9 protein-coding genes and 1 pseudogene are annotated in these 15,997 nt (G+C 66.1%); 5 read left to right on the top strand and 5 right to left on the bottom strand.

Annotation, left to right across the window (positions count from 1 at the left end; translation table 11 throughout):
• The first annotated feature begins 10 nt into the window (after positions 1–10).
• Entirely contained in the window at positions 11–529 is a 519-nt protein-coding gene (gene tpx, locus FJV41_RS01120; RefSeq protein ID WP_141640501.1) for a thiol peroxidase, read from the top strand.
• Positions 530–575: 46 nt separating this feature from the next.
• Here tpx and FJV41_RS01125 read toward each other — a convergent pair whose 3' ends face one another.
• Together FJV41_RS01125 and FJV41_RS01130 are read right to left on the bottom strand one after the other, a co-directional pair.
• Positions 576–980, bottom strand: coding sequence for a hypothetical protein (locus FJV41_RS01125; protein ID WP_141640502.1), 405 nt, complete (start codon positions 978–980; stop codon positions 576–578).
• Between the two features lie 322 nt (positions 981–1,302).
• The gene (locus FJV41_RS01130; protein WP_141640503.1) at positions 1,303–1,737 is read right to left on the bottom strand and encodes a transposase; all 435 of its coding nucleotides are present in this window, start codon (positions 1,735–1,737) and stop codon (positions 1,303–1,305) included.
• A 219-nt stretch (positions 1,738–1,956) separates the two neighbouring features.
• On the opposite strand from FJV41_RS01130, the gene FJV41_RS01135 reads away from it, so the two are divergent.
• The 4 genes and pseudogenes from FJV41_RS01135 to FJV41_RS01145 all read left to right on the top strand — a co-directional run bounded on the left by FJV41_RS01135 (position 1,957) and on the right by FJV41_RS01145 (position 12,971).
• Complete coding sequence (locus FJV41_RS01135) at positions 1,957–5,334, top strand: STY4851/ECs_5259 family protein (RefSeq protein ID WP_220137820.1); 3,378 nt, start codon at positions 1,957–1,959, stop codon at positions 5,332–5,334.
• A 263-nt stretch (positions 5,335–5,597) separates the two neighbouring features.
• Positions 5,598–7,163: pseudogene (locus tag FJV41_RS56965) on the top strand (DEAD/DEAH box helicase); the annotation flags it as partial.
• A gap of 36 nt (positions 7,164–7,199) precedes the next feature.
• Complete coding sequence (locus FJV41_RS01140) at positions 7,200–11,621, top strand: helicase-related protein (protein WP_246136924.1); 4,422 nt, start codon at positions 7,200–7,202, stop codon at positions 11,619–11,621.
• Positions 11,622–12,164: 543 nt separating this feature from the next.
• Entirely contained in the window at positions 12,165–12,971 is an 807-nt protein-coding gene (locus tag FJV41_RS01145) for a helix-turn-helix domain-containing protein (RefSeq protein ID WP_141640506.1), read from the top strand.
• A 65-nt stretch (positions 12,972–13,036) separates the two neighbouring features.
• Here the strand turns inward: FJV41_RS01145 and FJV41_RS01150 are convergent, their stop codons facing one another.
• The 3 genes from FJV41_RS01150 to FJV41_RS01160 are packed head-to-tail and all read right to left on the bottom strand — an operon-like array spanning position 13,037 to position 15,794.
• The gene (locus FJV41_RS01150; RefSeq protein WP_141640507.1) at positions 13,037–13,585 is read right to left on the bottom strand and encodes a M23 family metallopeptidase; all 549 of its coding nucleotides are present in this window, start codon (positions 13,583–13,585) and stop codon (positions 13,037–13,039) included.
• A gap of 56 nt (positions 13,586–13,641) precedes the next feature.
• Positions 13,642–14,616, bottom strand: coding sequence for a HEAT repeat domain-containing protein (locus tag FJV41_RS01155; RefSeq protein ID WP_246136925.1), 975 nt, complete (start codon positions 14,614–14,616; stop codon positions 13,642–13,644).
• 11 nt (positions 14,617–14,627) lie between these two features.
• Positions 14,628–15,794, bottom strand: a complete 1,167-nt coding sequence (locus tag FJV41_RS01160) for a HEAT repeat domain-containing protein (RefSeq protein WP_141640509.1) — start codon at positions 15,792–15,794, stop codon at positions 14,628–14,630.
• Positions 15,795–15,997: the final 203 nt, after the last annotated feature.

Genomic DNA, 15,997 nt, shown 5'->3' on the forward strand with positions numbered 1-15,997 from the left:
GTGGGGATTCATGGCCGAGTTCAAGAACCAGGTCACCTACCGGGGACAGCCGGTGACGCTGGAGGGGGACGGACAGGTGCAGGTGGGCGACGTCGCGCCTGACTTCACCGTCTTCAAGGGGTTCTTCGAGTCCCACCAGCTGTCGGAGCTCAAGGGTCAGGTCGTGGTGCTGAGCGTGGCGCCCAGCGTGGACACCAAGGTCTGCGCCATCCAGCTGCGCATGTTCAACAAGCAGGCGACGGACATGGGGCCGGACGTGAAGGTCTGGTACCTGAGCCTGGATCTGCCCTTCGCGCTCAACCGCTTCAGCGCGGCCGAAGGCATCAACAACGTCGCGGTGCTGTCGGACTACAAGAACCGCGAGTTCGCGCGGAAGTACGGCCTGTACATGAAGGAGCTGGGCCTCCTGGCGCGCAGCACCTTCGTGGTGGGCCGGGACGGCAAGGTCGTCTTCCGTGAGGTCGTCCCTGAGATGATGCACGAGCCGGACTACGACGCCGCGCTGGAAGCGGTCCGCAAGGCGCTCTGAGTCGTCGAGCGCCGCGCCGCTTCCAGGCGCGGGAGTGTGAGGCGGCTCAGGCGTGCACCACGCGGGCCTGCTTGACGGCCATCAGCTCCAGGCAGGTGAAGCCCGCCACGGCGAGGGCCTGCACCAGGGTGAAGGCCTGACCCCAGACGGTGGGCTGCACCCAGCCCGAGGCGAGCAGGACGAAGCTGTCCACCGTCCACAGCACGTTGGCGACGATGATGGCCCAGACGAGCGCTCGGGGCACGAGCGGGCGCATGGCGAGGAAGACGAGCAGCGCGGCGAAGGGCAGCAGGCTGAAGCCCGCCGAGCGCAGCAGCGTGACATGAAGGCCCAGCAAGTCGCTCAAGGGCCCCGCGGCGAAGAACATCAGGGCCCCGGTGGCGCCGCTGATGAGACCGTCGGCGAGCAGGATGTGGCCCAGCAGGGTGCGGGAAGCGGGAATGGCGCTCATGGGTGTGTCCTTGGAGAGCGGCGCCGGTGAATCCGGCCGCCGTGTGAGACACAAATTGCGCGCCGGGGGATTTGAAGTCGATTACGTGGGAGGTAATTGGAGCGCTTCCCCCGCGTTCCTACACCAACGATTGTGATCCTTGAACGACGGTAGGTGGGGCGCTTGCGGCGCCTCGGTGTGGGGATGGACAGGCGGAGCTTTGGGCATTTATTGCAGTCAGGTAGGCACGTACTCGCGCGATGCGTTGCGCCATGGTGGAGCAGCAGTGGTTGCGGGTGACGTTGGCGTGCAGGTCGAGCCACACCCGCTCGAGGCGATTGCCTTACGGGCAGTACGGCGGCACGAAGCGTCTGCCGAGTTGTGCGAGCGCCAAGCGCGTCTTCTTGCTGAAGTGGACCGAAGCGTTGTCGAGAATGAGGTGGATACGGCGAGCGCGTCGGTCCTTATTGGCCAGGCGCCAGAGTAGCCGGATGTAGAATGCGCTGTCCTTGGACTTGCCTTCCACCGACGTCGGCCTCCCTGTCCGGACAGGGAGTGCTCCATCCAGATAGTGCTTCTGGTTGTTGCCATGTGTCACGATCACCCAGCGTTGCCGGGGCAGACAATGGTCGCGTCCAACCTTGGGATTGAGGTGGATGTCGATCTTGTACACGTAGAGGACGAACTCGAGGGCTTCGGTGTCTGCCCCACTTCTGGCTATCTCCAGCTCCCACAGTCGCCTGACCGCGCCAACGGGCGTTCTTCCCTTCGAGACCATCACAGTGTCCTTACGGACCCACTCTTATTCCTGGAATCAACGGGAATCGAGAGTCGCTCATACCCCTCTGGTGGTATGGCTTTTCAGCCCTTAGGCGTTACAGTTTGCGCTGTGAATGGGGGGCCGGTGCAATGAGACCCTGCCGCTTACGGGGTCACACCTCCACAGCATGGGGATTCTGGCCATCGTTTGTCATGGCCTCACACATCTGGAGGCGGCATGTCCATCGCTCTTACTGGTTGGTTCGGGTCGTTCCTCGAGCGGCGACAGACACCTGCACGCAAATTGCCGGACGGACGACCCCTCTTTCGCTATCGCTGCGATGGCCCTGAATTCGAGGCACTCCAGAACTCGCTCCGGGAGCAACTCCGGGGGCGGCTGGATAACGCAGACGGTTGGACGGCGGCCACGTTTTGTATCTGCGCTGCGGAATGGTGGCGTCGCAACTACCTCGAGGGGAGCTGGACTTGGCGGGGTATTCTCGAAGCCTTGGGCGTGGGCGATGTGGCCCATGCCCAGTTGGCCCAGTTGACCGAGCGGGGATTGCGCTTCTGGGGGCGACGCGTCGTCGAGCGCAGCGGGCGTCAGGAGTACCTTCTGTCGCTAGCGCTCGAGGGAGGAATGCCGCTCCGTCTCGTGGAGCGGCCGGATACGCATGTGGGGCGATTTCTTCTGCGCCTCATCCAGGAGCTGCGTGACTTTCCCTGTCCGAACGCCCCTGCGATGGAGTTGGCGCAACGCTCGCGCCATGTGTTGCCCTCGGCCCTTCAGAACGAGCAAGTCATCCTGCTCAGCGCCGAGCTCGCTGCAGGGGTGGTGTTGCTCCAGCGCAAGGTCCGGGGCGAGGAGGACCCCTACCAGGCACTCGATGACAGAGAGCCGGATTGGAGGGAGCGGCTGCCCTTGGACATGCACCACAAGACTGCGGAGAAGCTGCTCCGTAGCCTCATCCAGGCTGCTCGAGAGGTGTCCACCAACCAGCGAGAACTGAACGTCACCACGCGTCTGCTTCCGTGGAATCAAGGCTACCGTCTCGAACGAGCCATCACCCTGCCTCGCAAGCTCTCCCATTCCTGGCTCTCGCAGCTCCTCACGCAACAAGAGCTTCCGGCGCGACTGCAGCTCATTTCCCTCGCCAGTGATGGTACGCGGCAGCCGTTGGCCATGTTGACCCAACGCTCGTCAACCGAGTACCTCGTGGAGACAACGCACGGCGCCTCCGCACGACTGTCTGGGGACTCCTGGCTCGGGCCAGTCCTCCTGTCCGCATGGTCTGGGGGCCAGGAGCTGGGCAGGTATGTCCTGCCTCGAGGCGAGGAACTCGGCATGTTGCCGTGGCTTTTCGTCCCCGACCTTCAGGCGAAGGAGGAAGGAACTTGGCGCCTCGCCGGCACGGGCTCCGGCCGCTTCCGTGTCTCCGAGGTACTGCTGGCGCTGCCCGAGGGCGCCCACCTGACAGTGCGGGTGCCAGGCGCACGGTGGGAGCGCCTGGGCCAACTCGTGGGCGGTCGGGAGGTCTTCCGACTCCAGGGATGTGTGCAGGTGGCGCTCGCCGACATGGGTGTTTGCCAGGTGGACACGGGTTCGGACTCGGAGGAGACGCAGCAGTGCCGCCTGGAGACGGAGGCCCAGGAACTGCTCCCGGGAGTGGTTGCATACCTTGGAGTCCCGGCCCTGCGGGTGAGATTCGCGACTGGGTTCGAGCAACGCCGCGATAGCAGGGAACTCGATTACCGGCCCATGGGTGCAAAAACGTGGCGGCGCGTTGATGGAGCCTGCGTGGGCGACGTGAGCCTCCGTTACCTCTCCGGCGGTGCGTTGCTGTTCCAGACGCGGTTGCGCATTCTGCCTCCGGGAGCCTCGTTGCGCGCACAACCCGAAGGGGCTCGACAGGGTCGTCTGTGTCTCCGCGCGCTCGGGGGGGCGAGCGTGAAGGTGCCCCCCGCGCCCCACGTTCACGCGGACGTCCAGGTCTCCGGGGCGGACACAGAGATCCTCCTGCGCTGCGATGGCGAGGCTCCGGACTTCGCCTCCATTGATGTGGCTTGGCCTGGCGGGCAAGCCTGCTCACTCCAGGTCCCCTTCCCTCGTCAACTTGTCGGATTCACCGATACTTCGGCGCGCCCACTTCGGGATGGGACCCTCGTGCCTCTGGATCGACTCGGGCGCGTGCGCGCGTTTGTGAGGACTTCGCACCTTCAGGCCTCTGCGGTGTTGGAGGTCGCTCCCGGTGGCACGGCACAATCTCTGGACCCCTTCTTCCGTTTGAAGATCCCCCTGCGCTGCACCGCGCCGGGAACGCTCGAGCTGAACCTTGGGGAAATCGAGTCCGCGCTGGCCAAGCGACTCGCGAGCTTCGGAGACCTAGATGCGCTTTATGAGCTGCGACTCCGGATTCGCGGGGGGAGCGAGTCGCGCCCGCCCCTCCTTCGCGTGGGCCGCTACGACCTGACGCTGTCGCCAGAATGGAGGATGTCCCAGGTCCGTCTGGCGGAGACAGACATGGCCGGAATGAACGGAGGAGCGGCGCTTGCGGTGGAGATCCGCCCGCTCGTCCATCCCGTGACTCCCGAGCGCGAACTGGAACGAGTGGCGCCAGGGACCTGGCTCATCCCGTCGGACCTCGCGCCGGGTCCCTGGCTCGTCACGGGTCGTGAAGGCAATTGGTATCGAGGACGCCCGTTGCTCTGGAACGTCTGCTCCGAGGGCGGAGGGAGCGAAGTCCCCGTGCTGGGTCCGCTCCAACGCGCGGTGTGCGCGCCTCCGCAGCGTCGTAAAGCCGAACTGGATGCAGCGCTCGAGGCACTCGGTAGCGACGCGAACCACCCGGACTGGCCTACGCTTCTCGCCTACCTCCGGAGCCTCGGAGAACTCCCTCCCGAGACCTTCGATGCCGTACGGCAACTGGTGGACCACCCACAGACAGCCGTGCTCGCCCTGTTCCTTCTCTCGGAACCGGATCGCAGCCGCATCTGGGTGGGACTCGAGGAGCTTCCATTTCAATGGCCGCTCGTTTCGGCGCGGGCGTGGATGGATGCGACGCGGAGCTGGCTCGACTCGGCGTCGCATCTCTCTCCAGACCTCCGAGCCACTGTCGAACCGATGCTCCATACACGCCATGGCGAGGTCTGCAAGATGGCCCAAAGCCACTTCGCAGGGTTGGAGGCGGTCCTCCAATGGGTGAAGGGACGAATGGCTTCGTCCAGCTCGCGCTCCGGGACACAGACGCCTCCCAACGGTTCTCCCGGGGTGGCCATGGCCCTCCGCCCGGTACTCGAAGGAGAACTGCATCAACTGCGACGCCTGCATGCAGACGCTCCTTGGCCCTCCGTGTCGAACTACTACGCCTCCATCGAGGAACCGTTGCGGGGCTTCCCGCCCACCGCCCAGCGGCACGTCTTCCGCCCCCTTCAGGATATCGAAGAGTCCCTGCCGTTGCTCAATGCTCCGGTGCTCGCGGCGTTGGCGGTGGTCCATGACCAGCGGCTCTCTGCAGCGACCCGCTTCACATTGCGCACCCTGCGTGAGGCGCACCCCACTTGGTTCTCTTTCGCGTTCGGCTATGTGGCTTCCGTTTGTCTGGGTGAGGTGAAGTGATGAGTGAGATCCTCGGTACGCAACTGTTCACCACGCTAGCAGGCGCCTTCGGACATCGCGCGGCACGCGCGGTGGTGAGCAAGCTAGGCCCCATTTCGGATCCGCTACGGAGCGAACTCTTCCGCAGGCTGGATGTTCCAGTGGGAAGAGCGGGGGGATTCCTGTCCGAGCCCGTACTGGAGGCCACCTTCGGCTGGCACACGTCTTTGTACTCCATGCAGCAGCTCTCCGGCGCTTTGTTGGACCCCAGCTTGGTGAAGGCCATGGCCTCGGCGGAAAACCCGGAGGTGGTCTTCCCCTGCGACCGCCATCCATTTACGCACCAGGAGGAGGCTTGGCGGATCCTCCTCGCGGACAAGGTGCGGTCGGTGGTGGTGTCGAGTGGAACGGGCTCCGGCAAGACGGAATGCTTCTTGGTTCCCATCCTGAATTCGCTGGTGAGTGAGGCGCGCACCGCCGGGCCTCTCACGGGCGTACGCGCGCTGTTCCTCTATCCGCTCAATGCGCTCATCAACAGCCAGCGTGAGCGCCTCTCCGGGTGGACGCGGCCGCTCAACGGCAAGGCGCGCTTCTGCCTCTACAATGGCGAAACGCCTAACCACGATGTCCAATCCTTGCGCCAGCAGTCCCGGCCCGAGGAGGTCCTGAGTCGCTCGGATCTGCGGAAGAGGCCTCCTCCGCTCCTTGTGACCAATGCCACCATGCTGGAGTACATGCTCGTGCGGCACGAGGATCAGCCCATCCTCGAACAGTCCCAAGGGATGCTGCGCTGGGTGGTGCTGGACGAGGCTCACACTTACATGGGCTCGCAGGCTGCTGAGGTCGCACTGCTCTTGCGACGCGTCATGCATGCGTTCGGCGTCCAGCCGGGGAACGTGCGTTTCGTGGCGACCTCCGCGACACTGAGCGGGACGGACGGAGACACGGCGCGGCGGGATCTGCGTAGGTTCCTCGCGGACATCGCGGGTACGCGGGAGGACTTGGTCCATGTCGTGGAGGGCAAGCGCTTCGTGCCCCCCTTGCCGCAAGAGGAGTCCACGCGAGCGGATGAGCTTCCATCGCTGGAGTTGCTCCAGGCCCAGGAGCCGCTAGAACGATTCCGGGCCCTGGCCCGCGCTCCGCGCGCGCGTGCCCTCCGCGCACTGCTTGCCAAAGGGCAGGCGCAACCTCTCTCCGCGTTGGCCGCCGAGCTTCGTGGCCAGCCTGTCGAGCGAGTGACTGAGACAGACCGGCAGGAGACGCTGCGCCTGTTGGATGTCGCGCGCTCGGCGATGCTGGAGGACACCCCCTTCCTCCCCCTGCGAGGGCACTTCTTCCATCGCACGCAAAGTGGGGTGTGGGCATGCTTCCGAGCGGATTGCTCCAAGCGAGAGGGCCCACTCACCAGCTCGGATTGGCCCTTTGGTCGCATCTACTTCGAGCGACGAGAGCACTGTGAGTGCGGAGCCAGGGTCTTCCCGATGGTCCTCTGCGGCGGCTGTGGCGCGGAGTACCTCCTGGCGCGAGAGGTGACCTCGGCGGAGGACGGCCAGCGGCGCTTCATTCCGCACGACCTGGACCAGGAGGATGGCTCGGACGACGGAATTGAGAACGAGCTCGAGAATGACGAGGATGAGTCCCCCTCGCTGGCCCCCACCATGGGACTCCGGCTGCTCGGCCGCTACGGGCGCGTGGAGATGCAGGAGCTGAGGAGCGATGCCCTGGAGCCGGAGACAGGCGTGCTCGTAACGCCTCCCTCGGGAGCATCCATGTGTTACCTGTTGCCCGACGAGGGCGCCCTGCGCTGTGGCCGATGCCGGGAGCGAGAGCAGGAGCCTGGCCAGCTCTTCCGCCCCCTGCGCGCGGGAGGTGCGTTCTTCCTGGGCGTGGCGATTCCCACCCTGCTCGAACACGTCCCGGTGCTCAACGACATGAAGCGCCTGCACCCCTTCGAAGGACGGCGACTCCTCACCTTCACGGACAGCCGTCAGGGAAGTGCGAAGTTCGCGCTCCAAACGCAGATGGAGGCGGAGCGTAATCGGATTCGGAGCGTGCTCTACCACAAGCTCCAAGCTGACCGAGCCTCCGTCCGCCCTGGCTCTGGCCCCGCTGTGGCACATCTGAAACAGGAGATCTCCGCACTCGAACCGATGGCGGCAACGAATTCAGTCATCGCGGGCATGCTCGAGCAGAAGAAGCAGGAACTGGCCCGTCTGTCCGCGCCTGCAGAGGGGAGGCTTTCATGGGACGAGGCCGTTCAAGTGCTCCTCCAGGACACGGCAGTGAAGGATTGGATGTACGCGGCGTGGCAGCGGCGCGCGGGTGAAGCATTGCCGCCGAGGGACTTTGCTCGATTCCTCCTCTTCCGAGAGCTTCTCCGCCGCCCGAAGCGACAAAGCTCCCTGGAGACGCTTGGGCTGGTGGCCATCCGCTACCCGGTCGTGGACAAGTTGGATGAGCGTGATGCCCCTGCAGCGTGGCGTGCTCGCAGTCTTCCTGCCCAGGAGTGGAGGAACTTCCTCAAGGTGGCCATCGACTTCATCGTCCGAGGCCGGACGGCAGTCCTTATCGATGAAGAGTTCCTGCGGTGGCTAGGGCTGGCAATAAAACCCAAGTTCCTGCTCGGGCCGGACGCCACCCGCCCCCCTGTTATGGAGCGATTCTTCCTCTGGCCACTCGCCTCTAAGAATACCCGGGCCCGCCTGCCGCTCCTGCTCATCAATGCGCTCCGCCTGAACGCTGATTCGGAGGAAGACCGCGCATTCATCAATGAGCTGTTGCGCGATGCCTGGCAGACCCTCCTGCGACTGGGACTCCTGGAGCAGCTTCCGGATGGTCGCAAGATGAATCTTTCCCGGCACACCGTACTGTCGACCGTAGACGAGGCATGGGTCTGCCCGGTGACCCGGCGTGTCCTGGACGCCTCCTTCTACGGGCTGACCCCATACATCACCCCGGAGCTGCGTTCGGAGGAGATGCGGTGTACGCGTATCCAAATGCCGCAGCTTGCCTACCCCAATGGGAGGGATGAGGCGGATCGGGTTATTCCCATCCATCAGCGACAGTCGTGGTTGGAGAAGAACGAACGCATTCTGGCACTCCGACAGCGCGGTGTGTGGACGGAGTTCAGCGACCGGCTCGCAGCCTCTGCCGAATACTTCGAAACGGCGGAGCACTCGGCGCAGCAAAGCGGCAAGCGGCTGCGAGAGCTGGAAGACCGCTTTAAGCAAGGGGACATCAACGTCCTCAGTTGCTCCACCACGATGGAGATGGGCGTGGACATTGGCGGTCTGTCCGCGGTGGCGATGAACAACGCGCCCCCAGGCCCCGCCAACTTCCTGCAGCGAGCAGGCCGTGCGGGGCGGCGCAAGGAGACCGCCGCCGTGACTCTCACCTTGTGCAAAGCCATTCCTCATGGGGAGGCCGTCTTCAACAACCCCATGTGGCCTTTCATCACGCCTATCTTCGTCCCGCGAGTGTCACTGCAGAGTGAGCGCATCGTTCAGCGGCACATCAACGCGCTTGCGCTCACGCGGTTCATTTCGCTTGAGGGAGGCAACGGATTGGAGCTCCGAGCGGGGACCTTCTTCAGTCCGGTGCCCGGGGGCTCCAGCCCCGCCGAGCATTTCGAGAACTGGCTGAGCCGAAGTGAAGGAGCCCCAGCGGACGCGTGGTTGACCCGAGGCATCCGAAGTGTCGTCACCGGCTCATTCCTGGAGGGCATCCCTGAGTCCCGGTTGCTCGCCAGTACTTCGGAGCACATGAAGCGCGCCCGCGAACGCTGGTACTCCGAATGGGAGGCTCTCACCGAGCAACTCCAACTCGCGGGCGGCCCAGTGAAGGAGAACGGACAGGCCGCGTCGGCTCCGCAGCTTGCTCTTACCCGTCAGATGGGCCGTGTCGAGGGAGAGTATCTGCTGGGAGAGCTATCCTCCCTTGGGTTCCTACCGGGATATGGCTTCCCCACTGGAGTGGTTTCGTTCGTCAACACGACCGGCGAGCAGCTCGCCCGCGAGGAGAAGAACCGAAAGCAGAAGAAGATGGACGGGACCGGAAGGGAGAACGCCCAGCCACTCACGCGTCGTCGTGGATACCCCTCGCGGGATTTGCCCCTGGCCTTGCGAGAATACGCGCCAGGGACCGACGTGGTGGTGGACGGACTCGTCTACCGCTCCGGTGGTGTTACCCTGAACTGGCACATCCCCGCCTCGGATCAGCAATTCCACGAACTACAGTCCTTTCGAACCGCGTGGAAGTGCCGGTGTGGCGCTACAGGATCCAGCAGCGTCCAGGTTGACGCGTGCCCCGCCTGTGGCGCGGAGGCGAACCTGTTGCGGCGCATTCCCTATCTGGAGCCTGCGGGTTTCGCCGTCCCCTTGGGCTACAAGCCGCATACGGACCTGTCAGCGCAAAGCTATGTGCCGCCCCGCCCACCTTGGATCTCCACTGGTGGTGGGGCCTGGCTTCCCCTTCCGAGAGCCGATGCGGGCCGCTTCCGAGCGGCGCATGACGGCGAACTTTTCTTCCGCAACGGCGGCACAAATGGCAACGGCTTCGCCATCTGCTTGGTTTGCGGCAGGGCCGAATCCGAGGAGCCAGAGCGGGAGGAACAATTGCCTCCAAAACTGCGTGGGCACTTTCCCCTGCGTGGTGGGAAGGCCCGGTTGGAGGACGGACAGTGCCCAGGAAATCTCCAGGAGCGGGGCGTCAAGCGTCATCAGTGGCTGGGGGCCACCGTGAGGACTGATGTGTTCGAGTTGCAACTGGCGGACTCCCGAACCGGATTCCCGCTCGCCGACGACTCCACTGCGGCGTCCCTTGCCGTCGCACTGCGTGAGGCGCTGACGAAGAAGCTGGGCATCAGCGAACGTGAGCTCGGCTGGGCCGCCGTTCCCGCGCGCACCGCCAGAGGCGAACCCGCCCGCTCCCTCATCCTCTTCGACACCGCCTCGGGCGGGGCCGGGTACGCAACAGGCGCTGGGGCCTACCTGCCCTCGCTCCTGAATGCGGCACGGCGCATCCTGGAGTGCCCACGCCAGTGCGACGCCGCGTGTCATGCGTGTCTGCTGAGTTACGACACGCAGCGGGAATTGGCCCGGTTGGATCGCCACAAGGCGTTGGCCCTGCTCAATCCAAGCTTCCTCCAAGGCCTCGAACTGCCGCCGGCCTGGGCGGTGTTCGGAGCTCCAACGCAGCTCGAGTACGAGTTGATGGAGAATGCGCTCGCGCGCGAGATGCAGCGCGTGGAGGCCACTGAGCTCAGGCTCTACCTCGGGGGCAATGCCGCAGATTGGGACGTGGTGGTGTGGCCCCTTTGCTCACGACTCCTGCAGTGGGCCGGAGCAGGAAGAGTCATCCGTCTTTTCCTGCCGGACTCCTATCTGTCCCAGTTGGGCGAATCGGTGCTCAGCCCACTCGCGGGACTCGCCTCGGCGGCGCGCGTCGAGGTCCGCACGATGACGCAGCTTCCCATCGTGAGGGGGCTCTCCCTGGCCGCGGAAGTGGGCGGAGACAAGCGTCACTGGCGATGGGCCTGGACCGCCGGAGGGGCCCAGGCCCCTGGCGAAAGCTGGGGAACAGGGGCAGGAGGGGAGCACTGTGTGAGCGCGGCGGAGGAAGCGCCACTTCCCGCCGCCCCTGGTACACCCGTACCCGAGGCACGACTCCGGCCCACCGTGCCGGGCAGCCTGCGCGAACTGCCCATCCGCGGTGAATTGGATGGCCCCATCCACACGTTCAGCCAGCGATTCTGGGACCTCATCTGCAGGAAGGCGCCTCTCTTGAAGGCGCGTCTCGAACAGAAGATGCCCCTTGTGGAGGTCTCATATACGGATCGATACGTGCGATCCCCTCTTACGGTTCGCTTAGTGCGTGAATTGGGGCGCGCGCTCGCAGAGCGCCATGGCGTCATTACTCCCAGCACGCAAGTGCTCATCCGGACCACCCGGCTCGATGAATCCTCCAACCAACGACTGGGGCGCCAGTTGGAGCATGACTGGATGCGTACGGTCGACCGCGACGCCGTACTATCCACCCTGCTCAAGGGCTGGTTGTTCCAGGTGCAGCCAGACACTAGAGACCGTGTTCCGCATGCACGCACGTTGAGCCTGCGATGGGCCGACGGACAGCAAGCGCGCATTCGACTGGACGAAGGGGTCGGGTTCCTCATTCCCGAACCGAGGCGCTCCTTCGACTTTGGAATGAGCACGGCGGAGCAGGCACGGAGGCTTGCCTCCGAAACCTTCCGTGTGGAGCGCCGCAACAATCCCAGTCCGACCTACCTCTATATCTCCGACGTCGCGCCATGATCCCCTGACGTTGGTGGGCCCCTCTGTCAGGGCGAGGAGGGCCCCCGCGCCCAAGATACGCGTACACTCCGCCTGCTCAAACCAGGGAAATCCCATGTGGCCGCAGAAGGGCTCCGTGTCTTGCGCCGTGCTTCCCATCCCCCACGCCCTGCGCACTTCCGCTCCGAGCGGCTTTCATTCCAGGGCTGTGCTCACTTCGTCGTGTTGAACGCCTCGTGATAGGTCACCCCTGCGAACGCGATGGCCAGGAAGTACTCGGCAGGACTGGCCCATCCCGCCGGAATAAAGGCCTACGGGAGAGCGTGCGACATGGCGGGCGATGACACCGTCAGCCTTCGTGCCTAGGGACACGGACTGCAGGCCCGCCCGTTGACGCGCACGCACGATGAGGCGCTCGGTGTGGCTCCTGATAAGGAGCAGTCCGGAGAGCGGCGCCGGTGAATCCGGCCGCCGTGTGAGACACAAATTGCGCGCCGGGGGATTTGAAGTCGATTACGTGGGAGGTAATTGGAGCGCTTCCCCCGGGTTCCTAGTGTCAGGGGCATGATGATGCCGAGCCGTCCGGTGGGTGAGTTGCTGCGGGAGTGGCGCCAGCGCCGCAGCTTGAGTCAGCTGGATTTGGCGTGCCGCGCGGATGTGTCGGCACGGCACGTGAGCTTCCTGGAGACGGGGCGCTCCACGCCGAGCCGGGACATGTTGCTGCATCTGGCCGAGGAGCTGGAGGTGCCCCTGCGCGAGCGCAACGCGCTGCTGGTGGCCGCGGGCTTCGCGCCTGTCTATTCGGAGAACGAGCTGGATGGGCCCCGGATGGGCGCGGCGCGCGAGGCGGTGGAGCTGGTGCTCTCCGGGCACGAGCCCTATCCCGCGCTCGCGGTGGACCGGCACTGGCAACTGGTCACGGCCAACCGCGCCATCGGGGTGCTCTTGGAGGGCGTGCCCATGGAGCTGCTCCAGCCGCCCATCAACGTGCTGCGGCTGAGCCTGCACCCGGAGGGGCTGGGCCGGCGCATCCTCAACCTGGAGCAGTGGCGCGCGCACGTGCTGACGAGGCTGCAGCGGCAGGTGTCGAGCACGGCGGACGTGACGCTGGCGGTGCTGCTCGAGGAGCTGCGAGCGATGGGGGCCCCGAGCGCGTCCGCGGAGCCGGACTTCGCGGGCGTGGTGGTGCCGCTGCGCATCCAGACGCCGCGAGGCATCATGTCCTTCATCGGCACGACGACGGTGTTCGGCACGCCGGTGGACATCACCCTGGCGGAGCTGGCGATTGAGTCGTTCTTCCCTGCGGACGCGGCGACGGGGGAGCTGTTGCGCAAGGCCGCGGCCGAGGGCTCGCGACACACCGACGCCTGAAAATAGGGACGCCCCGTTCCGGCCATAGGGTAACCGGAGCGGGGCGCGGGGTGTGGCGACCGCGACTACAGCGTGGGCGTACCCACGCGATTGCTGCAGTACGCGCTGGAGCCGCAAGTGGTGCCGACGCTGGTGTACCAGGCCGTCTTGCGGGTGCCGTACTGACGATTGTCCGCGTGTACGTGCGCGCCGGTGGAGTTGCCCGTGGAGCCCACGAGGCCCAGCGCACAGCGGTCACACGTCTTGGAGCCGGACGACACGTTGGAGTTCAGGTGGAGCTGACGGAAGTCCCAGCCGGTGGCGCCGGTGACGACGTAGTAGTTGCCCGCGCCGCCGTTACAGGTGGTGCCTCCGCTGCAGTTGTTCGCACAGCCGCCGTAGTAGGCGTAGTAGCGGCTGACGTTGATCATCCCCCGGTGGTTCCACTCGCTGCACGTGCCATTGCTCATGTCGAGCGCGTTGTGGCTGCTGCCCGAGCACGAGTAGTACGTCGTGGAGCCCACGCGAGCGGCCGTGTCACAGATGGGGCCCACCGCTGTCGCGGACAGCGCGCTGGTGGCCCATCCCGTCACGGTGAGCACCACCGTGGCCAACATCCACTTCATTCCCTTCATGGAAACCTCCTCTGGGTTGTTTCGCTGTGGCACTGCCTACGGCGGTGATGCAGGGGTCACCTCCGCAGCCGCTGCTTCTCGCGCAGCAGCAGGTGCCACTCCTGGAGGTTGAGCTTCAGCGCGGACAGCCACGCGTCGATTTCCAAGTCCATGCTCGCGTCCACGCCCCGCAGCGACTCCAAGAGGGGCCGCGCGGAGGCCTGACCCAGCCGGGCGATTCCCTCGAGCGCCGCCTTGCGCACCGCGGGATTCGCGTCACGTCGGAAGGTCTCCACCAGCGAGCGCCGCGCCCCATCCGCCTCCGCCCCTGGCACGCCTCCCAGCGCCGTGGCCGCCGCCGCGCGCAGGCCCGGGTCCTCCGCCTCGAGCTGCCGCGTGACGCTCTCCACCGCGTCGTGGCCCACGGCCTCCATGGAGACCTCGCCCAAGAGCTTCGCCGCCACCGCCGGGTCCTCCGTCGCCGCCGCCACCGACACCGCCGTCTCCGACACCGCGCGGTCATGGCCGGAGTACACCTGCGCGCTCTCCTCTCGCAGGTTGTCGGCCACGGCCTGGCGCACCTCGGGGGATGAATCCCTCGCGAGCTGCTCGTACGTCACCACGCCGCCGTTCTTCGCCATGAACTCGACGGAGGGCGTGGCCCTCAAGGCGCGCACGGCCGCCGCGCGCGCGGCCGGGTCCGCGTCTCCGGCTGCTCGTGCGAGCAGGGGCTGCACCAGCGTGGGTGACTCGGCGTGGCTCGCCTTGGTGGCCAGCGCCGCGCCCAGGGCCTCCAGCACCTCCGGCTCGCGCTCCCGCTCCAGCGCGGCCTGCAGCTCGGCGACGGGCAGGGCCAGCGCGGCCTCACGCAGCCGCAGCTTCACGTAGCGCCGCAGCGCCGGCGATCCGCCCTTCAGCGCGGCGCGCACGTCCACCAGCATCGTCTCCACCGTGCAGGTGGACGGCGTCAGCAGGGGCTGGGCCGCGCTCGCGGACATCCCCCCGGCTACCAGGGCCGACAGCAGCAGCGCGCGCCCCAATTGCTTTCTCACGAGGGCGTCCATCAGTGCGGCGCTCCTTCCTCGACGAGGCACGCGTGGTGCTCGCCCTTGCCCAGCCAGATGCGGGCGAAGTCCACCGTGCCGGAGGCGTAGAGCTGCTTGAACTCCGCGTAGTCGCGCTGGAAGCGCGGGTCCTTCGCGGCGAGCCTCGCCAAGAGCGGCAGCGCCTTCTCTCCGGCGGCGCGCACGGCGAAGCGGAAGATGGCCCAGCGCACGCAGACGTCGTGCTCCTTCTCGAAGGCCGCCTCGTAGATTTTCAGGGCCTCCTCCGGTTCGCGGGTGACGCCGAGCCGGAAGGCCGCCATCTCCCGCACGTCGCGCTCGCGGTCCGTGGTGAGGATGTGCTGGAGCTCGTCGAAGGACTCCGAGCCGATGAGCGGATTGGAATACGACGGCATCTCCAGCGCGAGCAGCCGCACCGCCATGTCGTCCGACTTGCCGGCGATGGAGAGCAGCTCCTTCCAGTACGGGGCATGGGTGCCGGTGCGCTCGAAGTCCTCCTTCATCACCCGGCCCAGGGTGCGCGTGGCCACCCAGGCCGTGGAGTCCGCAGTCTCGTCCAGCGCCACGGCCTTCAGTCGCGCCAAATCACTGGGGGACAGGCGTCGCTGGGTCTCCAGCGCGTCCAGCGCCGCCGAGCGGTTCTGGAGCGGCATGCTCCGGTCCTCACCCAGCTTCAGCAGCGCCTCCGACACCTTCGCGTCGTGGACGGCCGGGGCCGCCTTGAGCGCGTCCAGGTAGAGCCCCAGCTCGGGAGGACTGGCTTGCTTCGCCCACTCGACCACCTGGAGCCCGCGGCCCGCGTCCTGGCCCACCACCTCCGTCAGGCGCTCCTGGAGGTACGTCGCCAGCAGGTTGTCCCGCTTGCCCACCGCGACACCCAGCGCCTCGCGCAGCGAGTCCAGCGTGGCCGTCTTGTCGAGGTCTCTCAGGCCGTCCCAGCACCCCGGCATGGGAAGCTGTTCAACCGCCAGCTTCGGCTCGTTGGGAGACGGCATCCCTGAAGACGTGCCGACCAGCACGCCACTCGCGGAGGGCGGCCTCGCGGCGGAATCAGAGCGCGCGCTGTCCTCGACGGAGGGAGGTGCCCCTCGGGAGAGCAGCAGGGCGACAGCCGCCCCCACCAGCACCGCGCCCACCAGGGCCCAACCAGGCTTTCTGAAGGTCATCAGGAGAAAGTCGATAGGTGGTTAAAGCTGAGAATTCTCGATTACTTGGAAAATGCGTGAATGGCAACGGATTTGTCACGGGCCCGACGCGACGCCTGCTCCCTGCGAGGGCGGGCGTGAAGCGCGCGGAAGCGGCGGACATAGCTTTCCCGGGTGAGGTGGAGGTGACGCCTCCCATCACAGCCGATGCCTGGCAGGGGGAG

The sequence above is a fragment of the Myxococcus llanfairpwllgwyngyllgogerychwyrndrobwllllantysiliogogogochensis genome (assembly GCF_006636215.1).
Lineage (GTDB): Bacteria > Myxococcota > Myxococcia > Myxococcales > Myxococcaceae > Myxococcus > Myxococcus llanfairpwllgwyngyllgogerychwyrndrobwllllantysiliogogogochensis.

Excerpts from the sequence above, each read along its gene's own strand:
- FJV41_RS01135 (WP_220137820.1), top strand. The coding sequence starts at position 1,957 with ATGTCCATCGCTCTTACTGGTTGGTTCGGGTCGTTCCTCGAGCGGCGA.
- FJV41_RS01130 (WP_141640503.1), bottom strand. The coding sequence starts at position 1,737 with ATGGTCTCGAAGGGAAGAACGCCCGTTGGCGCGGTCAGGCGACTGTGG.
- FJV41_RS01150 (WP_141640507.1), bottom strand. The coding sequence starts at position 13,585 with ATGAAGGGAATGAAGTGGATGTTGGCCACGGTGGTGCTCACCGTGACG.
- tpx (WP_141640501.1), top strand. The coding sequence starts at position 11 with ATGGCCGAGTTCAAGAACCAGGTCACCTACCGGGGACAGCCGGTGACG.
- FJV41_RS01145 (WP_141640506.1), top strand. The coding sequence starts at position 12,165 with ATGATGATGCCGAGCCGTCCGGTGGGTGAGTTGCTGCGGGAGTGGCGC.
- FJV41_RS01125 (WP_141640502.1), bottom strand. The coding sequence starts at position 980 with ATGAGCGCCATTCCCGCTTCCCGCACCCTGCTGGGCCACATCCTGCTC.
- FJV41_RS01160 (WP_141640509.1), bottom strand. The coding sequence starts at position 15,794 with ATGACCTTCAGAAAGCCTGGTTGGGCCCTGGTGGGCGCGGTGCTGGTG.